Annotated in this window: 15 protein-coding genes and 1 riboswitch; of the genes, 6 read left to right on the top strand and 9 right to left on the bottom strand. The window is 59.6% G+C overall.

What is annotated here, in order from left to right:
• Positions 1 to 1,018: 1,018 nt before the first annotated feature.
• Together gatA and DRW39_RS12530 are read right to left on the bottom strand one after the other, a co-directional pair.
• Positions 1,019 to 2,428, bottom strand: a complete 1,410-nt coding sequence (gene gatA / locus DRW39_RS12535) for an Asp-tRNA(Asn)/Glu-tRNA(Gln) amidotransferase subunit GatA (protein WP_116107381.1) — start codon at positions 2,426 to 2,428, stop codon at positions 1,019 to 1,021.
• Positions 2,429 to 2,535: 107 nt separating this feature from the next.
• The gene (locus DRW39_RS12530) at positions 2,536 to 3,867 is read right to left on the bottom strand and encodes an MATE family efflux transporter (RefSeq protein WP_116107380.1); all 1,332 of its coding nucleotides are present in this window, start codon (positions 3,865 to 3,867) and stop codon (positions 2,536 to 2,538) included.
• A 305-nt stretch (positions 3,868 to 4,172) separates the two neighbouring features.
• On the opposite strand from DRW39_RS12530, the gene DRW39_RS12525 reads away from it, so the two are divergent.
• Positions 4,173 to 4,751, top strand: coding sequence for a hypothetical protein (locus tag DRW39_RS12525; RefSeq protein WP_116107379.1), 579 nt, complete (start codon positions 4,173 to 4,175; stop codon positions 4,749 to 4,751).
• Positions 4,752 to 4,851: 100 nt separating this feature from the next.
• Positions 4,852 to 5,565 (top strand): glycoside hydrolase family 25 protein, encoded by a 714-nt coding sequence (locus DRW39_RS12520; protein ID WP_116107378.1) that lies wholly within the window; start codon positions 4,852 to 4,854, stop codon positions 5,563 to 5,565.
• An 8-nt stretch (positions 5,566 to 5,573) separates the two neighbouring features.
• Here the strand turns inward: DRW39_RS12520 and metX are convergent, their stop codons facing one another.
• From metX to DRW39_RS12500, 4 genes are all read right to left on the bottom strand, one after another.
• Entirely contained in the window at positions 5,574 to 6,671 is a 1,098-nt protein-coding gene (gene metX, locus DRW39_RS12515) for a homoserine O-acetyltransferase family protein (RefSeq protein ID WP_116107377.1), read from the bottom strand.
• 15 nt (positions 6,672 to 6,686) lie between these two features.
• A complete protein-coding gene (locus DRW39_RS12510; protein WP_116107376.1) occupies positions 6,687 to 7,157 on the bottom strand; it encodes a DinB family protein in 471 nt (156 codons plus the stop codon).
• A 64-nt stretch (positions 7,158 to 7,221) separates the two neighbouring features.
• Positions 7,222 to 8,508 (bottom strand): O-acetylhomoserine aminocarboxypropyltransferase/cysteine synthase family protein, encoded by a 1,287-nt coding sequence (locus tag DRW39_RS12505; RefSeq protein ID WP_116107375.1) that lies wholly within the window; start codon positions 8,506 to 8,508, stop codon positions 7,222 to 7,224.
• 117 nt (positions 8,509 to 8,625) lie between these two features.
• Complete coding sequence (locus DRW39_RS12500) at positions 8,626 to 9,924, bottom strand: pyridoxal phosphate-dependent decarboxylase family protein (RefSeq protein WP_116107374.1); 1,299 nt, start codon at positions 9,922 to 9,924, stop codon at positions 8,626 to 8,628.
• A 9-nt stretch (positions 9,925 to 9,933) separates the two neighbouring features.
• Positions 9,934 to 10,047, bottom strand: a riboswitch (SAM riboswitch).
• Between the two features lie 178 nt (positions 10,048 to 10,225).
• On the opposite strand from DRW39_RS12500, the gene DRW39_RS12495 reads away from it, so the two are divergent.
• The 4 genes from DRW39_RS12495 (at position 10,226) to purK (ending at position 17,137) form a co-directional block, all read left to right on the top strand.
• Complete coding sequence (locus DRW39_RS12495) at positions 10,226 to 11,332, top strand: T9SS type A sorting domain-containing protein (protein WP_157976081.1); 1,107 nt, start codon at positions 10,226 to 10,228, stop codon at positions 11,330 to 11,332.
• Between the two features lie 147 nt (positions 11,333 to 11,479).
• On the top strand, positions 11,480 to 13,693 hold the full coding sequence (locus tag DRW39_RS12490; RefSeq protein ID WP_116107372.1) for a sodium-translocating pyrophosphatase: 2,214 nt from the start codon (positions 11,480 to 11,482) through the stop codon (positions 13,691 to 13,693).
• Between the two features lie 908 nt (positions 13,694 to 14,601).
• Positions 14,602 to 15,165, top strand: a complete 564-nt coding sequence (locus tag DRW39_RS12485) for an energy transducer TonB (RefSeq protein WP_116107371.1) — start codon at positions 14,602 to 14,604, stop codon at positions 15,163 to 15,165.
• 823 nt (positions 15,166 to 15,988) lie between these two features.
• On the top strand, positions 15,989 to 17,137 hold the full coding sequence (gene purK / locus DRW39_RS12480) for a 5-(carboxyamino)imidazole ribonucleotide synthase (RefSeq protein WP_116107370.1): 1,149 nt from the start codon (positions 15,989 to 15,991) through the stop codon (positions 17,135 to 17,137).
• Positions 17,138 to 17,199: 62 nt separating this feature from the next.
• Here purK and DRW39_RS12475 read toward each other — a convergent pair whose 3' ends face one another.
• Genes DRW39_RS12475 through DRW39_RS12465 form a run of 3 tightly spaced genes read right to left on the bottom strand, consistent with a single transcriptional unit; the run spans position 17,200 to position 22,894 of the window.
• Positions 17,200 to 18,636 (bottom strand): TolC family protein, encoded by a 1,437-nt coding sequence (locus tag DRW39_RS12475; protein ID WP_116107369.1) that lies wholly within the window; start codon positions 18,634 to 18,636, stop codon positions 17,200 to 17,202.
• Complete coding sequence (locus tag DRW39_RS12470; protein WP_116107368.1) at positions 18,617 to 21,790, bottom strand: efflux RND transporter permease subunit; 3,174 nt, start codon at positions 21,788 to 21,790, stop codon at positions 18,617 to 18,619. Before DRW39_RS12470 ends, DRW39_RS12475 begins: the two co-directional genes overlap by 20 nt.
• A gap of 24 nt (positions 21,791 to 21,814) precedes the next feature.
• On the bottom strand, positions 21,815 to 22,894 hold the full coding sequence (locus tag DRW39_RS12465; protein WP_116107367.1) for an efflux RND transporter periplasmic adaptor subunit: 1,080 nt from the start codon (positions 22,892 to 22,894) through the stop codon (positions 21,815 to 21,817).
• Between the last annotated feature and the right edge of the window lie 30 nt (positions 22,895 to 22,924).

Genomic DNA, 22,924 nt, shown 5'->3' with positions numbered 1-22,924 from the left:
GTTGGCATTACTTGGAGGCACCCAATACTGAGCCAGTTATGTTCATTGCCTCGCTGTGAGAGGCCCGAAGCTGGAGCTTCGGGACCCGGGGGTGATCAGGGTGGCGGAGCTCCAGCTCCGCCGAATGTTAGCGGGGTAAGCTGTTGCACCCGAGGTCAATTAGGAGGTGACTTGGCCATTGCCCTTGTATAACAGCCCGAAGCTGGAGCTTCGGGACCCTGGAGTGGGGCACGGTGGCGGAGCTCCCCCACCGCCAAAAGGAGAGGTTGGCATTACTTGGAGGCACCCAATACTGAGCCAGTTATGTTCATTGCCTCGCTGTGAGAGGCCCGAAGCTGGAGCTTCGGGACCCGGGGGTGATCAGGGTGGCGGAGCTCCAGCTCCGCCGAATGTTAGCGGGGTAAGCTGTTGCACCCGAGGTCAATTAGGAGGTGACTTGGCCATTGCCCTTGTATAACAGCCCGAAGCTGGAGCTTCGGGACCCTGGAGTGGGGCACGGTGGCGGAGCTCCCCCACCGCCAAAAGGAAAGGTTGGCATTACTTGGAGGCACCCAATGCTGAGCCAGTTATGTTTATTGCCTGGCGGTGAGAGGCCCGAAGCTGGAGCTTCGGGACCCGGGGTGATTAGGGTGGCGGAGCTCCAGCTCCGCCGAATGTTAGCGGGGTAAACTGTCGCACCCGAGGTCAATTAGGAGGTGACTTGGCCATTGCCTCTGTATACACAGCCCGAAGCTGGAGCTTCGGTACCCGGGGGTGGGGCACGGTGGCGGAGCTCCCCCTCCGCTAAAAGGAGAAGTTGGCATTACTTGGAGGCACCCAATGCTGAGCCAGTTATGTTCATTGCCTCGCGGTGAGAGGCCCGAAGCTGGAGCTTCGGGACCCGGGGGTGATCAGGGTGGCGGAGCTCCAGCTCCGCCGAATGTTAGCGGGGTAAGCTGTTGCACGCGAGATTAAACAGGAGGTGACTTGGCTATTGCCCTTGTATAACAGTCCGAAGCTGGAGCTTCGGGGCCCCGCACTACCTACGCACAAACCCCAGCAACTCCTCCTCTTTCCAGAGATCCGCCATCAATTGATAGCCGACGGGCAGGTGACCGTCCGGCTCGGTGCCTGCGGGGATCGCGATAGCGGGTAAGCCCGCGAGGTTGGCCAGCACCGTGTAGATGTCCGCCAGGTAATTGGCGACGGGGTCGTCGATCTGGTCGCCCACCGGCCAGGGCTGACTCGGGGATACGGGCATCAGGATAAAATCGTGCTCGCTCAGGATGGCCCGCAACTGCTCCTGAATGACGCGTCGGGCCCGCTGGGCTTTGCCGTAGAAGGCATCGTAGTAGCCGCTACTCAGCACGAAGGTACCGAGCAGAATACGCCGCTGTACCTCCGGCCCGAAACCTTCGGAGCGGCTCTGCTTATAGGTTTCCTCCAGTGTTTCGGCTTCCGAACTCCGGTAGCCATAGCGCATACCGTCGTAGCGACTCAGGTTGCTGCTGGCCTCGGCGGTGGTGAGTACGTAATAGGTCGGGACGACGTAATCGAAGTAGTCGAAAGTAACCGGATGCACGCTGTGTCCCGCTTCGCGTAGGCGATCGAGCGCATCGGCCGTCGTCTGCCGGATGGCGGGATCCACGCTCTCGTTTTCGAGCACCTCCGGGAAGTAAGCAATTCGTTTTGGACCAGTACTCGTGGACTGGCTATAAGCGGGTACCTCCTTATTGGGGGCAGTGGCGTCGAAGGAGTCAGCGCCGGCGATGATCTCGAGCCCCAGGGCAATGTCCGCCGGGTCGCGGGCCAGCAAACCGATTTGGTCGAAGCTACTCCCGTAGGCGATCAGGCCGTGGCGACTGATGCGCCCGTAGGTGGGTTTGAAGCCGTAAATACCGCAGAAGCTGGCCGGTTGGCGGACCGAGCCGCCGGTACTGGATCCTACGGCCAACAGGCAGGTGTTCGCCTGGACGGATACCGCCGCCCCCCCGCTGCTCCCCCCGGGTACGCGGGCGGGGTCGGCGGCATTACGGGTGGGGCCGTAGTGGCTGTTCTCGTTGGCGCTGCCCATGGCGAACTCGTCGCAGTTCGTACGGCCGATAATGATGGCATCCTCGTCCAACAGCCGTTGCAGGGCGGTAGCGGTGTAGGGACTCTCGAAATCCTCCAGTATGGCCGATCCGGCGCTTACGATATGGCCGGCATAGCAGATCACGTCCTTGATGCTGATAATCACTCCGGCCAGTTTGCCGAGCTTTTCACCTGCGCTCCGCCGCCCGTCCTGCTCGCGCGCCAGGTCCAGGGCTTCATCGGCGAAGACTTCCACGTAGATATTGAGGTACCGCTGGTCACCGATACTGGCGAGGTAGCGTTCCACGAGTTTTACCGTCGTTATTTCCCCGGCGGCCAGGGCGGTTTGGGTCTCGGCGATGGAGGTGTAAAACATGGATGCAAGGTACGTAGTACGGTAGTAGGTAGGTTATAGGTCAGAGGGTATAGGATATAGGATATAGGCGGTGTGCTCCGGCGCCCGCCTATACCCTATATCCTAACCTATTCCCTAACCCCTAACTCCTTAACCCATCCCAACCGCCACCAGAGCCCCTGCATTCCCGCACGGAGCACCATGAACGTGAGTAAACTCCCCCACAGCCCCCAGTTGCCGAAGTGGCGACCGATGAGGTAGTAGGTCAAGAGGTAGCCGGCGAAGGCAAGCAGCATGGTCTGACGCATGGCGGTAGACGCGGTGAGGCCCACGAAAATGCCGTCCATCAGGTAGCAGGGCGTGGCGAGCAGGCAGAAGGCGATGAGGATCGGGAGATAGCGGAGGGTCACGGTGAGGGTGTCGCCGGCGCTGGCTTCGGGGGCAAAGAGGGCGAGCAGGCGACTTCCGCCGATGCCATAAACAAGGGCGTATACCGCGGCCAGGCCCATGCCCCAGGCGAAGATGCCTTTGATGACGCGAGCCAGGTCTTGCTTACGCTCGGCACCGGCGTACTTGCCGACCAGGCTTTCGGCGGCGAAGGCGAATCCGTCGACGCCGTAGCTCAGCCAGTTGACGAGTTGCAGGAGGATGACGTTGGCGGCCACGGTGGCGGTGGCGGCGTTCAGAGCGTTAGCGCGGTTGTAGAAGAAGGCGAAACTGAGCGTGAGGCAGATGGTGCGAATGAAGATGTCGCGGTTGATGCGGAAGAAGGCACCGAGGCTGACGGCGCCGGAGCGCAGGGAAAGCAGCTTTCGGGAGAGGGGGAAGCCGGATTCCCGCCATCTGCCATAGCCTAAAAAGCCAATCCCCAAAAGCAAACCGAAATACTGCGCCGCAACGGTGCCCCAGGCGACCCCGGCGATGCCCCATCCCAGTCCGGCGACCAGGTAGTAACTCAGGGCGAGGTTACAGGTATTGACCGCCAGCGTTAATATGAGCGGCCAGATGGCATTCTGCCGCCCGAAGAACCAGCCCAGCAGGACCATCTGCAGTAGGGCCGCGGGGGCCGCGATGATGCGGATGAAGAAGTACTCCTCAACGAGGGCGATCTGGTCCGCGCGGATATTGAGGAGCCACTCGGTGAAGCGAACGAGCGGCTGCTGTAACACAATCAGCAGCAAGCCGATCACCAGTGCCAGCAAACCACCGCGCAACAGGGCCTGCGCCTGCTCGGCGCGGCTCTCGCGGCCGTAGGCCTGGGCGGTGAGACCGGTGGTGCCCATGCGCAGGAAGCCGAAATTCCAATAAACGAAGTTGAAGGCCATACTCCCCAGTCCGACGGCCGCGATGTGGGTACCGCCGAGACCGCCCATCAGGGCCGTATCGAAACTGGAGATCAGCGGCACGGAGATGTTGCTGAGGATATTGGGGACGGCCAGGCGGAGGATCTCGCGGTTCACAGGGGCGAAGGTACGCGGCGGCGGGCGACGGTCTGAAACATCGGATTTGTCAGGGCTGTCGCCCTGGCATACATCCGATGTCTACAACCGGTAAACCGCACATTTAATCACCAATTTAGTTAATAATAAAGAATATATAATCAAAATAAGTGTATAATGAACCTCAATCTCACCTGACACATCCGATGGCTGCAAAAATGGCAGACCTGACACATCCGATGCCTACCACTTTAGCAAAACCTTAAGCAACAGCATCTACCACTCCAACGTCTTACTACCGAACTTGCTTTCAAATTTCCGGCCCTATGAAGACTTCAACCCTCCTCCTTTTCTGCTCCCTCCTCGGGTTGATGCTCTGGTCCGGCTGCACGGAAGACGATGATCCCTCCGTTCTCACCACGCTGAATTACGATGGGCCGAACGACAGCGCTCCTAACCTCCCCCCGGGCACGAATACCTTCGGGGTCTACTTTCCCCCCTCCCAGACCGGGCGGTATACCGGCAGGCGGCTGGAATCGCTGCGTTTCTATTTGAGCCAGATTCCGGAAGCGACCACCGTCATGGTCATGAGCGAAGGTCCAGACGATCGCACCCCCGGCGATACCCTCTACCGGCGGGAGCTTACGCAGCGCATCAACCTGACCGAATGGATCGACGACCGCCTACCCGACCCCATTGAAATCACCGGCGAAGGCCTCTGGCTGATGGTCGAGGTGGAGCTCCCACCCGGAGGTGGCTTTTCCGTAGGCTGCGACGCAGGTAACAACTTCAACCCCAACGGCAATTTGCTCTACCTCTCCACCGAGAGCGAGTGGACGACCTTCCAGGATATCACCGGTGAAACCGTCAACTGGAACATCCGCGGTATCCTCTCGGAGGGTTAAGAACAGGCCGGCGAACGCGGACGCAAAATCCAATGTTCGTTCGTTTTCGTATCTTAGACTAAGATTTAATCTCTCAAAGAACCTAACCGCCTGCCCTAACTTGCTTCGTCTCCTTCCCATATCCGGTCTCCTGCTCTTGCTGCTCTCCGCCTGCGGCCGGACCGAGGTGGCCGACCGGTTTACGGTTAAGGGGCTGGACGTCAGCCGTTACCAGGGGGTCGTTGATTGGGATCAGGTAGCCGGCGAAGGGCAACATTTCACCTTCATCAAGGCCAGCGAGGGCCGCGAGCACCGGGACGTGGCTTTCCAGGCCAACTGGACGGGTGCCGGTCGGGCCGGTCTGCGGCGCGGGGCCTACCATTACCTGCTCCCGCACGTCAGCGTGGAAGAACAGCTAAGCAATTACATCGACCTGGTCAAACTGGAGCCGGGTGATTTGCCACCGGTACTCGATGTCGAATACATCGGACGGCTATCCAGCCCTGAACTGGTAGATCACGTTCGGCAATGGCTACAGCTGGCGGAAGCCCACTACGGCGTCAAACCCATCCTTTACACCGGGCTCAATTTTTACAATCGCTACCTAGCCGGACAATTCGATGCCTACCCCCTCTGGCTCGCCCGCTACGATAGCCGCGATCCGGTGACGATCTGTGGCCGTCCTTACCAGTTCTGGCAGTACACCGATCAGGCGCGCATCCCCGGTATTGTCGGCAACGTAGACCGGAATGTCTTCTCCGGTACGCTCACCGAGCTCCAGGCGATTTGCGTGCCCCATCCACAGGAGGAACAGCAGACGGCTACCGCCAAATAGGTGTTCTTTTAGACCTCCTCCGACCCCGGAACCGCAAACTTCCGCCCCGTCAACGCATCCGTAAAGGCCCGCTTGGTAGTGGCGTCGATGCGTAATTCTTCGTTCAGGAAATCCGCCAGAAACTCCCCGATTTTCACCGCTTCGGTAAGGAAGCCATCGTGACCGTAATCCGAATGCATCACTTCCAAACGACTGTTCGGAATGTGGCGGCTCAGCACGGCCTGCTCCTCGATGGGGAACAAGAGATCCGTGTCGATACTGATGACCAGAGCGGGCGCGGTGATGCGTCGGAGCGCCGAGGCCACCCCGCCCCGACCCCGCCCTACGTCGTGGCTATCCATACCCCGCGAGAGAGCATAATAACAGACCGGATCGAAGCGTTTCCATAGTTTATAACCTTGGTATCGCTGGTAACTGCTGGCGCGGTAATCGTCGTACTTCTCCTCCGGCTCCGTCTGTGTACCCACGTAAGTTCGGTAGTGACGGTACGAGAGCATAGCGACGGCGCGGGCGGCTTCCAGTCCGGCCTTGCCTGCTTCCGGTCCTTCGCCACCGAGCGTGGGATCCGCTCGCAGGGCCATGCGCTGGCTTTCATTGAAGGCAATCCCCCAGGCGGAATGGCGGGCATTCGTAGCCAGTACGCAGAGCAGATCGAAGCGTTCCGGCTCGGTGCAGGCCCACTCCAGCGCGTGCTGCCCCCCCATGCTGCCGCCCATCAGCAGGCGGATGCCCCGGATGCCCAGGTAATCAGCGACGAGGGAGAAAAAGCGGGCATTATCTTTGGTGGTCAGCAGGGGGAAATCCAGGCCGTACGGCTTTCCGGTACGAGCGTCAATCGACTGGGGGCTGGTGCTGCCGTAGCTGCTGCCCAGCATATTGACGCATACGATGTAATACCGTTCCGGATCGATGGTGCATCCCTTACCGATAAGTCCTGGCCACCAGTCCTCACAGTGGCTGTTGGCGGTGAGGGCGTGACAGATCCAGATCACATTATCCCGCGCAGCGTTCAGCGTCCCGAAGGTGTGGTACGCGGCGGTGAGGGAGGGTAAGGTATTACCGGACTCCAGTTCAAAAGGATGGTTGATATAAAGGTAGCGGGTCAAAGCGCGTTGGGATAGTTAAGAGCTATGTAATATGCTAGCTATCAGGTTAATCTGCCCGAGGTGATAAACATCGTGCTGGATGGCGCCGTCGATCGCGTGGCGGTAATGGTAATAGTAGTCGGGTTGCAGTTTGTCTTCCAACGTATCGAAGTCGAAAGCATCGAGCACGTCCAACATCAGTTGCCGCGTTTCGTCCAGCTCATCCAACATCTCCGCTTTGGTTTTGTGGGCGTAGTCCGGCCAATCCTCCGGCGATCCCAGCTCGATCCGGGGGCGGGGCAGCCGTTGCAGCCGCAGGGCCGTATTACGCCGCCACACAACCATGTGTCCGATCAGCTGCGCAATGGTCCGGTGGCCCACCGGGCGGTGGAAATCAGCCTCGGGAATGGGTTCCAGGCTTTCTTCTACCCCGGTCCCGAACATGGGCATCTTACCGTGAAGTACCCGGTACTGATCTTTGTAGATATCGGCGTTCATAACGGACATTCAGGGTAAAGAGATTAGGGCCGGAGCGCTACGCAAGGAACTCCGGCCCTATAACCCCTCAAATTCAGATGAGGTCGAAGGCCTGGGTCAGGTCGGCCTTGATATCCTCAATATGCTCGATGCCCACGCTGATCCGCAACGCGTTCGGCTCCACGCCCGCACTCCGCTGCTCGTGCTCGTTCAGCTGCTGGTGGGTCGTGGCGGAAGGCTGGATGATGAGCGTCTTCGCGTCACCCACGTTGGCCAGGTGGCTGATCAGTTTCAGGTTGTCCACCACCTTCGTGGCGTCCTCCTTACTTCCCTTGACGTTGAAGTTCAAAACCCCGCCGAAGCCGTGGCGGAGGTACTTTTTCGCGTTGGCGTGACCCGGGTGGTCGGGCAGGCCGGCGTAGCTCACGCTTTCTACCTTATCATGACCCTGTAGCCATTCGGCCAGCGCCTGCGCGTTCTCGCAGTGGCGTTCCACGCGGAGACTGAGCGTCTCAAGTCCCTGCACAAACATCCAGGCGTTGAAGGGGCTCACCGCCGGCCCGAAGTCGCGCAATCCCTCCACCCGCGCGCGGATGGCGAAGGCGATGTTGCCGAAGGGGCCGTCCTTGCCGAAAACGTCGTTAAAGACCATACCGTGGTAGCCGGGACTGGGGTCCGTAAACTGCGGGTACTTGCCGTTGCCGAAATCGAATTTTCCGCTGTCCACGATTACCCCGCCGATGCTGGTCCCGTGCCCACCGATCCACTTCGTAGCGGATTGCACCACGATGTGGGCGCCGTGCTCGATCGGGCGGCAGAGGTAGCCGCCTGCGCCGAAGGTATTGTCCACCACGAGGGGCAGGTCTTTCTTCTTCGCCAGAGCGCTCAGCCCCTCGAAGTCCGGCACCAGGAAGCTGGGGTTAGGCAGCGTCTCGGTATAGATGGCTTTGGTCTTATCGTCGATCAGCTTTTCGAATTCAGCCGGATCGGTGCTTTCCACGAAGCGCACCTCGATGCCGATCCGCTTAAAGGCCACCTTGAATTGATTGTAGGTTCCCCCGTAGAGGTAGGCACTGCTGACGATGTTGTCGCCGGCCTGCGCCAGGTTATTGATGGCGAGGAACTGCGCGCTTTGTCCCGAGGCCGTAGCCAGGGCTGCGGCGCCCCCCTCCAGTGCCGCCATCCGCTTTTCGAAGGCGTCGGTGGTGGGGTTCATGATGCGGGTGTAGATATTCCCGAATTCCTGCAGGCCAAAGAGTTTCGCCCCGTGCTCACTGTCACGGAAGGTGTAGCTGCTCGTCTGGTACAGCGGCAGCGCGCGGCTGCGGGTGGTCTCGTCGACCTCCTGGCCGGCGTGTAATTGGAGTGTCTCGAAGTGCATATACTGGATAATTAAATTAATGGATGATCGAATGCTCAATTTTTGCGGCGGAGCGCAGGTAAAAGCTCTTTGATGGATGGCAGGACGTCCCGAAGTTCGGCCTTCAGCCAGTGAACGTCACTTCCCTCGACCCGCCAGTTCACGAAGGCGGCGCGTAGACCGTGACGGCCGTTGAGCGTCGTACCGGAGAGAAAGTATCGGCCATTGTCGTTGAGTTGCTGAAGGAATTTTTGTACCGTATTGGCATCGGCCCCCGTCACCGTAAAACTGACCACGTTCAGCCGCACCGGAGCCAGCAGGACGAAGCCGGGTTCGTCCTCCAGCGAGCGGCCAAGCTCGGTAGCGGCTCGGACGCAGCGGCCGACGATCTCCCGGTACCCTTCCGAGCCATAGGCGCTGCAGCGTAAACCAAACCGGTAGTGCGCGCAGCCGACGACTGTTTTCCGGACCCAGATTCAGGTAATTGTAGTCGCCCTGGTTCTGGTTGAGGTAGGGAGCGTCACCGTTGCGGAAAGTATTGTGCTGGAAAGCTACATGTTCCTTTCGGATGAACCAGGTGCCACTGCCGTAGGGCATGTTAGGCCACTTGTGGTTGTCTACGGTAATGCTGTTGGCGTATTCCCAATCGCGTAGCCGCCCGCCGGGGTAGGTGTCCGGCGCGGGGTCATCCCCGGCTGGAAGCAAGGCCGCGAAGCCCCCGAAGGCCGCATCGATGTGCAACCAAAAGCGGTAGCGGTCGCGAAGCGCCTGCAGGGCCCGGAAATCATTGAAGTCGGCGGTATTTACCGTGCCGGCGCTGGCGATCACGATGGCGGGTGCATCGGGTCGTTGGGCCAGCTGTCGTTCGAGGTCGGCTACATCCATTGCCTCTCGGCCGGGTAGGGTAGCTACCCGCTGCACGCGGGAACTACCCAGTCCGACCATCCGCAGGGCCTTTACGGCGGAGGAGGGGGGCGTGGCCGTAAATACGCGCACCTGCAGGCCTCGGGTGCCTTCGGAAGCATCACCAAACCACCGCAGTCCTGGCGGATTCTGGTCATAGGCGCTGGCCAGCCTGTCGCCGGCCAGCGCGGCGGGCGTTACGCCGCCGGGGACGTAACCGAGGTAACGCGGTCCGGAAGAGGCCACTATGTGATCATCAAAGCGGCGCAGCCAGTGGCGGAGGGTGGCCCGGGCGCCTTTTCCGTCGCCGAAGTCGCGATCGTCAGGAAAGGTGGCGCCGTGGGTACTACCCCCCGGATGATGGGCAGGAGATAATTGCTCCGCAAAGGGTTGGCGGGCCCCGGGGCGGCGTCGGGGTAGCGTGGCGATAAATTGCGTAGCCTCATCAAGCACTTCGGAGAGCAACTCGGGCAGGCTATCGCGATCTTGTTGGAGGGGGGTGCCCGCTGCGGGGCCGGGAAGAATGGTGGACATGGCGGTATGATTTTATAGTTTCCCGCAAGCGGGACAGGCATTGGCACCTTTTTTCCCGAGCCATCGGGAAAGTGGTTGCCAGGGTTTCACAGAGCCTGATCTCTCCACCCTTCGGTATAAATCCCATCGCACGCTTGCGGTGGGGGCAGTGATTTGCCGGGCACAAATATACTGCTTTTTATGAAGTACCTTGGTCCACTTCCGATGCCCATCGGATTTTGCTCACCCTACTGACTCCCCACACGAAATGCAGCGACCGTTACGCTATCGGTGGATCCCCCTGCTACTGTTAATCGGTAGCTTGACTCCCGGCTCCGCCCAGATCACCCTCTCCTCGGCTTACTTTCCGGAAGTTGGTGACAGCCTCCTGACCAATCAAGCGACGGATACCTACCAGGCCGGTATCAGCTTTCAACCACCCGGCGAGAACCTGACCTGGGACTTCGGCACGCCGGACGTGCGGTATGCATTCACCGAAGTGCTGGAAGCCGTTACCAACGATACCTTTTTCCTGGATGCCGAAGCGCGCCTTTCCTCGGCCGCCTTTGCTTACGAGTATTACCAGCGTACGGATAGCTCCTACAATATGGTCGGCCTGGTGGGTACGCTGCCTTTCTTGCGGGATACGGTGCTCGCTACCCGGCTGAATCCGCCCCGCCCCGTGAAGCGAAACAACGTGACGTACGGCGATCGCTTTGCCTCCACCTCCGTGCGGGAACTCCGCATACACGTGGATAGCCTCCCGGCGGAGATCCGGCAGGGGACGGCCGGCTCGGTACTCGGATTGTACGATTCCCTGCGCGTGGTCAACACCAGCGTGCGCAACGACGATTTTGATGCCTACGGTACCCTGCTGTTGAATGGAAAAGCGTACGAGGTGCTCCGGGAAAAACGGGTGGAACAACTAGAAACCCGCGTTTACCTGAAGGCAGGAGACACGGAATATGCAGACTTTACGGACCTGATCAAGACGTTCGATGCCTCCTCCGGCCAGTACCTGGGACTGCAACCGGAAGAAGGCACCTATTACTTTTGGGCGCAGGGCGTGAAGGAACCCATCGTCGAAATCGAGTTCGACGAGAATGAGCGGCCCACTACTTTCCTGTATATCCGCGGGGAGCGCACGCCCACCTCTGTCCAGGCGGATGAAGCCCTTCAGAACGTAAGTCTTCAGCCCAATCCGGTCAGTGAGAAGTTCACGGTCCGCTACGATTTGATGGATGCGGGAGAAATACAACCGGCCCTGTATGATTCCCGCGGACGGCAGGTTCGGCAGTGGGCCCCGCAAAGGGGTGTACCGGGTCGACAGCGGTTCGAAGGCGAACTTGGCGATTTGACCGCCGGGGTCTACTTTTTCGAGCTAAAATCACGCTCGGGCCGCACGGTGCGAAAGTTAATAAAGCAATAATTGCTATTTTTGACAGGTAATTTCGATCATCGAACTTTTGAAGCGTAGGGCGCACCCTTTTTATTCTGCCCCTGCGGCCATCTAGATCGCTTGTCATCGAAGACGGAAACCTCCTCTCTTCAACTACAAGTAAATCTTCTCTTTTTTATGGTTTCAACTATACTCACGGCCGTACCCGCACTGGGTATTCTGGCCCTTATTTTCATGGCGATCCGCTATAATTGGGTCGGAAAGCAAGACCCCGGTAACCCGCGCATGGTCCGTATCGGGCAGAACATTGCCGACGGTGCCATGGCCTTCCTGCGGGCCGAGTACCGGGTACTGGCCATTTTCGTGGTCGTCGTAGCCGCACTGCTCATGTTTACCGCCGATGCGGCTACGAGTAGCTACATGATCGGCATCAGCTTTATTCTGGGCGCGGTTTGCTCGGCGCTGGCCGGATTCATTGGAATGCGCGTCGCCACCAAAGCAAACGTACGCACCACCAACGCCGCCCGCGAAAGCCTGGGTAAGGCGCTGGGTGTCGCCTTCGCCGGGGGCTCCGTTATGGGCCTGGGGGTGGTCGGCCTGGGACTTCTTGGTCTGGGTTCACTCTTTCTCCTCTTTCAGGGGATGTTCGTACCGGATGGGACGGTCGCCGGATCCGCTGAGGCGCAGTTTGCCATCGTTCGGGTCATTACCGTACTCACCGGCTTCAGCTTCGGGGCTTCCTCGATCGCCCTTTTCGCACGTGTGGGCGGGGGTATCTATACGAAGGCTGCGGATGTTGGTGCCGACCTGGTCGGTAAAGTAGAAGCCGGCATCCCGGAAGATCACCCGCTGAACCCCGCTACCATCGCCGATAACGTCGGTGATAACGTGGGCGACGTAGCCGGTATGGGGGCCGACCTGTTTGAATCCTACGTAGGTTCCATTATCGGTACCATGGTTATCGGTGCTGCCTTCATCGTGCTGCCGGAATTCGCCCAGAGCGAGATCGGCGGACTCAACGCGGTATTACTGCCACTCGTCGTGGCTGGTATCGGAATTGTAGCCTCCATCATCGGAACCTTCTTCGTGCGGGTAGGCGAGGGCGGAGATCCTCAGAAGGCCCTCAACACGGGCGAACTCATCGCTGCGGCCATCATGCTGGTGCTTACCTACTTTGCCGTGACCCTCCTCCTGCCGGCCGAGTGGACGGTAACCACCCTGACCGCTGAGGCACCCACGACCTTCACTTCGCTAGGGGTCTTTATCGCCATTATCCTCGGACTCGTGGCCGGCCTGGGTATCGGTTACATCACCGAATACTACACCGGTACCGGTACGAAGCCCGTGCAGGGTATCGTAGACCAGTCGCTGACCGGTTCCGCAACCAATATCATCGCCGGTCTGGCAGTCGGTATGCGCTCCACCGCTTACCCGATCATCGTACTGTCTACGGCCATCATCGGTGCCTACTACTTCGCCGGACTCTACGGCATCGCCATCGCGGCGGTAGGCATGCTCTCGAATACGGGCATCCAGCTGGCCGTTGACGCTTACGGTCCGATCTCCGACAACGCCGGCGGTATCGCCGAAATGGCGGGTCTGGAACCTGCCGTTCGCGAGCGCACCGACAAACTGGATGCCGTGGGTAACACCACCGCGGCTATCGGGAAAGGGTTCGCTATTGGATCCGCGGCGCTGACCGCCCTGGCCCTGTTTGCCGCCTTCATGCAGACGGCGGGCATTACGAGCATCGATATTGCCAATCCGTACGTCATGGCCGGCCTCTTCCTGGGGGCCATGCTGCCCTTCCTCTTCAGCGCTTTCTCCATGGAAGCCGTAGGCCGGGCCGCCAACGATATGATCCAGGAGGTACGCCGCCAGTTCCGGGAAATCCCCGAGCTGAAGGCCGCCCTCGAGGTGATGCGCCGCAACGATACGGCCGACCAGGCCGTATGGACCGACGTGGATAAGGAAGTATTCTTTGCCGCTGACGGCAAGGCTGACTACCAGCGCTGCGTGGAGATTTCCACCCAGGCTTCCATCCGGGAGATGGTAATGCCGGGCCTGATCGCCGTCGTTACCCCCGTGGTCATCGGATTTGCCGGTGGTGCCGAGATGCTCGGTGGTCTGCTGGCCGGGGTGACTTCCTCCGGCGTCATGATGGCGATCTTCCAGAGTAACGCCGGTGGCGCCTGGGATAACGCCAAGAAGATGTTCGAGGAAGGCGCCAGCGTTCAGGGTACAATCTACCACAAAGGCTCCGATCCGCACAAGGCGGCGGTTGTTGGCGATACCGTCGGTGACCCCTTCAAGGATACATCCGGCCCCTCGCTCAACATCCTGCTCAAGCTGATGAGCGTGGTGGCCCTCGTCATCGCCCCCCTGCTGTAGTCACTAGTGGTCTGCCGAACGGAGCGTTAGCGGAGTTCGTCCGCCCACGGATCGCTTTGAAAATCCTACGCCACGCCCCCGCTGACTTTGGTTGGTGGGGGCGTTTTGTTGGTGATTCGGCGAACGTAGTGATTCGCAGTTTGTCAGCCCACGGGAGGTATTTTGGTCGCGATGCCCTCCCTGCGCTGGCGCTTGGGCAGGCATCGCTTGGGGGTAGACGTCCCTTCCAGGGCCGTTTGACTAGTGGTCTGCCGAACGGAGCGCTAGCGCAGTTCGTCCGCCCACGGGTCCCTTTGAAAATTCTACGCCCCCGCTGACTTCGGTTGGTGGGGGCGTTTTGTTGCTGGTTTGGTGAACGTAGTGATTCGCAATTTGTCAGCCCACGGGACGCATTTTGGTCGCGATGCCCTCCCTGCGCTGGCGCTTGGGCAGGCATCGCTTGGAGGTAAACGTCCCTTCCAGGGCCGTTTGACTAGTGGTCTACCGAGCGGAGCGTTAGCGAAGTTCGTCCGCCCACGGGTCGCTTTGAAAATCCTACGCCCCCGCTGACTTTGGTTGGTGGGGGCATTCTGTTGGTGGTTTGGTGAACGTAGTGATTCGCAGTTTGTCAGCCCACGGGCGGCATTTTGGTCGCGATGCCCTCCCTGCGCTGGCGCTTGGGCAGGCATCGCTTGTGGGTAGACGTCCCTTCCAGGGCCGTTTGACTAGTGGTCTACCGAGCGGAGCGTTAGCGAAGTTCGTCCGCCCACGGGTCGCTGGTCGCGGGAGTGATGCAACGAGTATAGATGTTCTTTACCCGCTTCCTGAGCAGACCAGCTGGCGCTAGGCGGACCAGGAGGCGCCTCACTAGCAGTTTACGGGTCGTAGCGATCAACCACCAAAAACAATGGACATTGCATTTCCTAAATATGCATCTTAATCCTACCTGGACATATTGGTATATCCCCTGGGCCGTCGGGTTACTGGTTCAGGTAATGGTGATGTTTCAGGACGACACGACTCAGGCAGCGGAAATGGCCACCGTCGAGGCTGCGGCGGTGCCTACGGAGGATATTACCCCACCATCCAACTGCCATATTTCTTATTCGCCTCCCTATTTCCTGGGCTGTATTACAGATGCTGCCGGATCGGCGTCGTGTGACCCGGTTGCGCTTGAGGAATGGCTTGCGGCGCGTCTTAAGTATCCGTTGGGCAGTAAAACCCACAAGACCGCAGGTATCGCCGAAGTGAGTTTTGTAGTCGGGCACGATGGCTTTATTCGAGATCCCAAGCTGCTACGGGATCCTGGGCACGAACGGGGATTGGATTTGCTCCGGGCCTTTCAGGATATGGAGCGCAGGAAGGTGCGCTGGAAACCCAGCATCAGGAAGAACTCCGAATCTAATATCTCCCGTGCGCAAAGCGTCCGGCTGACGCACCGGGTGAAATACAATATGGTGTGGGGATGTTCCGGATTTAACGGGCCTCACTAGTGGTCCGCCGAACGGAGCGCTAGCGCAGTTCGTCCGCCCACGGGTCCCTTTGAAAATTCTACGCCCCTGCTGACTCCGGTTGGTGGGGGCGTTTTGTTGGTGGTTTGGCGAACGTAGTGATTCGCAGTTTGTCAGCCCACGGGAGGCATTTTGGTCGCGATGCCCTCCCTGCGCTGGCGCTTGGACAGGCATCGCTTGGTGGTAGACGTCCCTTCCAGGGCCGTTTGACTAGTGGTCTGCCGAACGGAGCGTTAGTCCGCCCACGGGTCCCTTTGAAAATTCTACGCCCCTACTGACTCCGGTTGGTGGGGGCGTTTTGTTGGTGATTTGGTGAACGTAGTGATTCGCAGTTTGTCAGCCCACGGGTGGCACTATGGTCGCGATGCCCTCCCTGCGCTGGCGCTTGGGCAGGCATCGCTTGGGGGTAGACGTCCCTGCCAGGGCCGTTTGACTAGTGGTCCGCCGAACGGAGCGTTAGCGGAGTTCGTCCGCCCACGGGTCCCTTTGAAAATTCTACGCCCCCGCTGACTTTGGTTGGTGGGGGCGTTTTGTTGGTGATTTGGTGAACGTAGTGATAGCGTAGTTCGCCAGCGCACGGGCGGCACTTTGGTCGCGATGCCCTCCCTGCGCTGGCGCTTGGGCAGGCATCGCTTGGGGGTAGACGTCCCTTTCAGGGCCGTTTGACTAGTGGTTCACGGGTCGCAGCGAAAATATAGTGGATGTAGAGGTTCCCATGCTGCCTCCTGGTCCGCCCAGTGCTAGCTGGGCGGATCAGGAAGACACCCATGGGGCGATATTTACCAAGCGTAGTACCTTTCGACCCATGTCCAACTTTCCTAAACTAGGCATACTCGGCGGCGGGCAGCTCGGCAAGATGCTTTGCCAGGCGGCCAGCGAATGGCACCTGCCGGTGTACGTACTCGACAAAGACGAAAACTTTCCCGCGGCCCCCTACGCCACCGTCTTCGAGCGGGGCAACTTCCGCGACTACGACGACGTGATGACCTTCGCGCATAACCTCGACGTGGTCACCATCGAAATTGAGCACATCGACACCCGTGCCCTTCACGAACTCGAAAAGCAGGGCGTGAGGGTCTACCCCCAGGCGGACAAGGTGGACCTGATCAAGGACAAGGGACTGCAAAAGCAGTTCTATGCCGAGCACGGTATCGCCACCACCGACTTCAAACTATACGGGGGCAAGGATGAAGTGATCCGCGCGGTGGAAAAGGGGGAACTCCGTCCTCCCTTCGTACAAAAGACCCGCACCGGCGGCTACGACGGGCAAGGGGTAGCCGTCATTCGGTACCGGGAAGACGTGCCCGAAAAACTGCTCGACGGTCCGTGCCTCGTGGAGGACATGGCCGATATCGAGAAGGAACTGGCCGTCGTGGTGGCCCGCTCGACCACCGGGGAAGTCAAGGTATTTCCAACGGTTGAAATGGAGTTTCATCCCACCGCAAACCTCGTGGAATTTCTCATCTGCCCCGCCGCGCTGGACGGCGATACCGACGGCAGAGCCAGCAAACTGGCCGTAGACGTGGTACAGAAAATGGAGATCGTCGGCTTACTCGCCGTCGAGCTTTTCCTCACCAGGGACGGTGAGCTGTTGGTGAATGAGGTTGCTCCACGACCCCACAACAGCGGACATCACACCATCGAAGCCTGCGCTACCAGCCAGTACGAGCAGCATATCCGGGCCATACTGGGCCTGCCACTGGGAGATCCTTCTCTCCTGCGCCCCGCCGCCATGATCAATTTGCTGGGGGCCGAAGGCCACACCGGACCCACCCATTACGACGGATGGCAGGAAGTGCTGGCGATTCCCGAGGTGCATCCGCATCTCTACGGCAAAGCCGAAACCCGGCCCTTCCGCAAAATGGGGCACCTGACGGCCCTGGGCGATACGGTAAAAATGGCGCGGGACCGCGCAAAGCGCGCCAAGGAATTGCTACAGATTGTAACCAAATAAAAAACCCCTCCCCGCATCCACCGAATGGTGTATACAGGGAAGGGAAACTCCAACTAAACTACTTACTTCCAACCTCCGCCCAGTGCCTGGTACAGGTTCACCGTGGCGGCCAACTGTTCTTTGCGGGTTTCGATCAGGTCGGTACGGGCCTCGAGGGCATCCCGCTGCGTGAGCAGGACCTCCAGGTACTCGGCCCGGGTCGACTGAAAAAGCTTATTCGATACCTCGATTGCCTCGTCGAGCATGGCCACCTGTTCTTCTTTCAGGCGGTACGCATGGGCGAGCTTATCAATATTGGAAACCTCCGTCGCTACTTCCTGGTAGGCTTTCAGGATCGTCTGCTCGTATTCGTAAGCCGCCTGCACCTGGCGGGCACCGGCATTTTGGTATTCCGCCTCGATGGCGTTGCGGTTGACCAGCGGGGCCATCGCGTCACCGGCCAGGGAAAGCAGCAGGGATTCCGGGGTTTTCAGCAAGTAGCGCAGGTTAAAGGCCTGGTAGCCTAATCCTGCCCGGATGCCAAAACTAGGGAGGAAATTGGCACGGGCTACGCTCACGTCGAGGTTCGCCGCCGCCATTTCCAGCTCGGCCTGGCGGATATCCGGTCGGTTGCGGAGCAGCTGGGAGGGGATACCCGTCGCAACCGATACCGGTTGTACCTCCAGGAAGTCACCCCGGGTGCGGGGGATTTCGCCGGGCGTCCTACCGGTGAGGAAGTTCAGTCGGTTCTCGACCGCGGCGATGTCTTGTCGGACGAGGTACGTCTCACTCCGGTTCTTCTGCACCTCCGCCTCGAAGCGACGCACGGCCAGGGTATTGGACCGGCCTGCCTGTTGCATCAGGTTGACCACGCGCAGGGCGTCTTCCTGAATGGCGATGTTGCGTTCCAGGTTGGCCAACTCGCCGTCGAGGGCAAGTAACTCGAAGTAGCTTTCCGCGATCTCCGCCACCAGGTTAGTGACCAGAAAATTGCGGCCTTCGACGGTAGCCAGGTATTCCAGCACGGCTACCTGCCGGGCGTTGCGGAGTTGTTTCCAGACGTCCAGTTCCCAGCTGGCGTAGAGGCCGAACTGGATATTGGTCAGGAACTCCGGGAATGCCCGGTCCTCATTGATTTCCAGGCTTTCCTCCAGCGCACCGTTGCGGGTATAACGACCAACCTTTTCGACGTCGGTACCGAGGCCGGCGTTGACGGTGGGCAGGTATTCTCCCTTCCGGGCCTGAATCTCATTGCGGGCAACGGCGATGCGCTGCAGCAGGATATTGACCTCCTTATTATTGACCAGCGCCGTATCGATGAGGTGCAGGAGATAGGGGTCGGTAAAGAAGTCGTCCCACCGGCGGCCGGCGGCGGCCAGGGTAGTATCGGCGTTGGTGCCGGCGGTAAAGGTTTGCGGTACGGCCACTTCCGGCGTGCGGGTGACGACCTGCGGTACCGAGCAGCCCAGGGTCAGGAGCAGGAGCGCTCCGACCAGGTATTTACAGTATGTCGGTATCATTATAAGGGTATTCTTCGGTTAAGGGATCGAAATCTTCTCCCTGAATTAGTTGACGACCCTCTCCGAGCTTGGCGAAGAGGTAAAAGAGTCCGGGAATGACAATCACCCCGAATAGCGTACCGAACAGCATCCCCCCAAGGGCGGAGGTACCGATGGTCCGGTTGCCGATGGCGCCCGCTCCGGTAGCGAATACGAGCGGAATCAGGCCCGCGATGAAGGCAAAGGAGGTCATCAGGATGGGCCGGAAGCGCGCCCGGGCACCTTCGATGGCCGCGTCGCGGATCGACATGCCCTTCTGGGTCTGCTGCACCGCGAATTCCACGATCAGCACCGCGTTCTTACCGAGCAGACCGACCAGCATGACCAATCCGACTTGTGCGTAGATGTCGTTGGCCAGTCCCATCGCCTTCAGCAAAAGGAAGGAGCCGAAAATGCCGACGGGCAGTGAAAGCAGTACGACGAAGGGCAGCAGGAAGCTCTCGTACTGGGCGGCGAGCACCATGTAGACGAAGATCACGACGATGCCGAAGATGACGAGCGACTCATTCCCGCGCCGCGCCTCGTCGAAGGAAAGGCCTTCCCAGGCGATCTCGTAGCCCTGCGGCAGCTTCTCACGGGCGACCTCCTGTACCGCGGCGATGGCCTCGTTGGAGGTATAGCCCCGGGCGGGTTCGCCGCGGATCGTGGCCGAGTTGTAGAGGTTATAGCGGGTGATCTCGTTCGGGCCCTGCTTCTTCTCCAGTTTCATGAAGGCGGAGTAGGGGACCATCTGGCCTTCCTCGTTCTTCACGTAGTAGTTCAGGATGTCGCTGGGGTAGCGGCGGTACTGCGGTCCGGCCTGGGTATAGACCTTGAAGAAGTTGTTGAAGCGGATAAAGCCCTGCTCGTAGGTACTGCCGATCAGGATATTCAGGTTTTCCATGGCCTTACCGATGGATACACCCTTCTGCATCGCCAGCTTGTTGTCGATCTTTAGCTCGTACTGCGGGTAGTTGGCCGCGTAAAAGGTGAACAGACCGGTCAGTTCCTCGCGTTCGGCCAGGGCGTCCATGAACTCCTGGTTGATGCGGTCGAATTCATTGTAGTCGGTTCCGTTCGTTTTATCGAGCAGCCGGAGCGCCAGGCCGTCGGCCGCACCGTAGCCCGGTACCGCCGGTGGTTCGAAGAACTCGATGACGGCACCGAAATCGCGCGTCTCTTCTTCCAGTTCCTCGATGATCTCCCGTACGGAGTGCTCGCGGTCGTTCCAGGATTTGAGGTTGATCAAACAGGTACCGGCGTTGGAACCGCGTCCCTCGGTCAGGATCTCATAACCGGCCAGCGAGGACACGGACTGTACTCCGTCGATTTCCTCGGCAATTTCCTGCAGTTCGCGGGATACCTTATTGGTTGCTTCGAGCGTAGAACCCGGAGGGGTTTGAATGATGGCGTAAATCATACCCTGGTCCTCACCGGGAATGAAGCCCCCGGGAAGCACGCTGCCGACCAGCCCCGTGCCGGCCGCGAAGCCGATCAGGAGGAGGAGCGTCAGGATGCGCCGCGCCACGATGCTGTCGAGTACGCGGACGTAGCGACCGGTCAGCCGCTCGAAAAGGCGATTGAAGCCGTCAAGGAAGTGCGTCATGGGTGTTTTCCGGCGTTCGTGCCCGTGGTGGTTGCGCAGGATCATCGCGCAGAGTACCGGCGTCAGCGTAAGGGCGACCACGCCCGAAATCACGATGGCCGAGGCCATGGTAATGGAGAACTGCCGGTAGAATACACCCACCGGTCCGCTCATGAAGGCGACCGGGATAAACACCGAGGTCATCATCAGGGTGATGGCAACGATAGCGCCGCCGATCTCTCCCAGTACCTCGCGCGAGGCGGGGTAGGGGGCCATATTTTTCTCGATCATCTTCACGTGGACGGCTTCCACCACGACGATGGCGTTGTCGACTACGATACCGATGGCGAGCACTAGCGCGAAGAGGGTGATCAGGTTGATGCTGAGTCCGAAGATCTGCATCACGAAGAAAGTACCGACCAACGAGATCGGGACCGCCAGGGTAGGGATCAGGGTAGAGCGCCAGTCGCCCAGGAATAGGAAGACCACGAGGGCAACCAGCACGAAGGCCTCGCCGAGCGTATGAACTACCTTTTCGATACTGGCGTCCAGGAAGGTCGATACGTCGTAGTTGATCTCGTAGGCCATACCGCTGGGGAAGGCCACTTCCAGATCGCCCAGTTTCTCCTTTACCTGGTCGATTACGTCGGAGGCGTTAGTGCCGTAGTTCTGCTTCAGGACGATAGCGGCCGAGGGGAAGCCGTCCTTGTTGGAATAGATGTCCTGGAATTCACTGCCCAGCTCGACGTCGGCAACGTCTTTGAGGCGAAGGACCTGGCCGTCGGCGTTCGCCCGGATGATAATGTCGCCGTACTCCTCGACCTGATTGTACCGGCCGGAGTAGACAAGCACGTACTCCAGGCTCTGCGCCTCGATGCCCGAACTACGTCCCAGGCGGCCGGGGCGGCCAATTACGCTTTGCTCGTCGATGGCCTCCATGACTTCCTCGCTGGACACTTCGTAGGCGCGCATGCGGTCGGGCTTGAGCCAGATGCGCATGGCATAGGTCTGGCTACCGAGGATCTGTGCGCTGGCAATACCGTCAATCCGCTGAATTTCGGGGATGACGTTGATGCTGGCGTAGTTGTACAGGAACTTCTCGTCGGCCGCCGTATCGCGACTGTAGAGGTTGACGTACATCAGCATACTGGGCTGGACCCGGGAGACCACAACACCCTCCAGCTGCACCAGCGGGGGCAGGCGGTTAATGGCCTGGTCGACCCGGTTCTTCACGTTCACGACCGCCTGGTTCGGGTCGGTGCCGAGCTCGAAGATGACCTGGATGGTGGCTTCGCCGGCACTGGTAGCGTCGGAAACGATGTATTTCATGCCCTGCACGCCGTTGATGGCGCGCTCGAGCGGAATAAGGGTGGATTGTACGAGTACGTCGGCACTGGCGCCCGGATAGGCGATGGTGACGATGACCCGGGGCGGGGCGATCTCCGGAAACTGGGAGATCGGCAGGGCCTTGATCGCCAGAACGCCGATCAGGACCATAAAGAGCGAGATCACGATCGCGAGGACCGGCCGCTTGATGAAGCTTTGAAACATGGTTTTTCTTTTGGGGGTTAGGGCCTAATTCACGCGCAGGGCGAGCTGCGACATGGCCTCTTCGGGCTCCTGGTATTCGACGTCGATCACGTCGCCGTTGCGCACCTTGCGCAGTCCTTCGATCAGGATGCGGTCGTCCGGGGTGAGTCCCTCGCGGATGACGTAGACGTGCGGCATCTCCTCGGCGATCACGATGGCGCGTTGCTCGAGGCGATTTTCCTTATCCACGACGTAGACGTACTTCTTATCCAGGATCTCGAAGGTGGCCTTCTGGGGAATCACGAGGGCCTGATCGTAGGGGATGGGCATAAGCACGCTGCCGGTTTCACCGTGGCGGAGGATGCGATCGGGGTTGGGGAAGGTGGCGCGGAACTCGATGTTACCCGTTTCGTGGTCGAACTCCCCTTCGATGGCTTCGACGATACCGTCCTGGTCGAATACCTCACCGTTGGCGATGCGCAGGCGGACGTGCTGCTTTTCGGGCTTGTCGGCGTTGCGCACGTAGTCGAGGTACTCCGCTTCCGGGACGCTGTAGTAGACCCACATTTTGCTGTTGTCCGAGAGCGTAGTGAGCAGTTCGCCTTCTTCCAGGAGGCTGCCTTCGCGTGCTTCCAGGTGGTCCATGATGCCATTGTAGGGCGCGCGGATGTTGGTGAAATCTAGGTGGGCCTCGGCGAGCGATACTTCGGCCTTGGCTTTATCGAGCTTGGCCTGGGCCATGGCGAGCTCGTTGGGTGCGACGATCTTTTCGTCGGCCAGCAGTTTGGTGTTCTGCAGCTCGATGTCGGCGATATTGGCCTCGGCCTTGGTGATCTGGAGTTCGGCCTCGTAGATGTTGGGCAGGATTTTGAACATCCGCTGGCCTTTGGAGACCGTCTGCCCCTCGTCCACGTAAATCTCCTGCAGATAGCCCCGCTCGAGGGCGCGGAGTTCGATGTGGCGGCTCGCGTGAACCTGACCGACGTATTCGCGGTCGACGGTTACGTCCTGAACCAGGGGAGTGGTCACCTCGAGTTTGGGGGTTACCTCGTGGTGTTCGGCTTCTTCGTGACCGCAGCCGGCGAGAAGTACCGATAAGGAAAGTAGGAAGGCTAAAGACTTCATGTTTAGCTTAGTTGGATATAAAAAAGTAGA

The organism is Lewinella sp. IMCC34191 (genome assembly GCF_003390935.1).
Lineage (GTDB): Bacteria > Bacteroidota > Bacteroidia > Chitinophagales > Saprospiraceae > Neolewinella.
Note: the sequence above shows the minus strand (reverse complement) of the source record. Positions and strands in the feature narration are given on the sequence as shown.

Excerpts from the sequence above, each read along its gene's own strand:
- gatA (WP_116107381.1), bottom strand. The coding sequence starts at position 2,428 with ATGTTTTACACCTCCATCGCCGAGACCCAAACCGCCCTGGCCGCCGGG.
- DRW39_RS12525 (WP_116107379.1), top strand. The coding sequence starts at position 4,173 with ATGAAGACTTCAACCCTCCTCCTTTTCTGCTCCCTCCTCGGGTTGATG.
- DRW39_RS12510 (WP_116107376.1), bottom strand. The coding sequence starts at position 7,157 with ATGTCCGTTATGAACGCCGATATCTACAAAGATCAGTACCGGGTACTT.
- DRW39_RS12505 (WP_116107375.1), bottom strand. The coding sequence starts at position 8,508 with ATGCACTTCGAGACACTCCAATTACACGCCGGCCAGGAGGTCGACGAG.
- DRW39_RS12500 (WP_116107374.1), bottom strand. The coding sequence starts at position 9,924 with ATGTCCACCATTCTTCCCGGCCCCGCAGCGGGCACCCCCCTCCAACAA.
- DRW39_RS12490 (WP_116107372.1), top strand. The coding sequence starts at position 11,480 with ATGGTTTCAACTATACTCACGGCCGTACCCGCACTGGGTATTCTGGCC.
- DRW39_RS12485 (WP_116107371.1), top strand. The coding sequence starts at position 14,602 with ATGCATCTTAATCCTACCTGGACATATTGGTATATCCCCTGGGCCGTC.
- purK (WP_116107370.1), top strand. The coding sequence starts at position 15,989 with ATGTCCAACTTTCCTAAACTAGGCATACTCGGCGGCGGGCAGCTCGGC.
- DRW39_RS12475 (WP_116107369.1), bottom strand. The coding sequence starts at position 18,636 with ATGATACCGACATACTGTAAATACCTGGTCGGAGCGCTCCTGCTCCTG.
- DRW39_RS12470 (WP_116107368.1), bottom strand. The coding sequence starts at position 21,790 with ATGTTTCAAAGCTTCATCAAGCGGCCGGTCCTCGCGATCGTGATCTCG.
- DRW39_RS12465 (WP_116107367.1), bottom strand. The coding sequence starts at position 22,894 with ATGAAGTCTTTAGCCTTCCTACTTTCCTTATCGGTACTTCTCGCCGGC.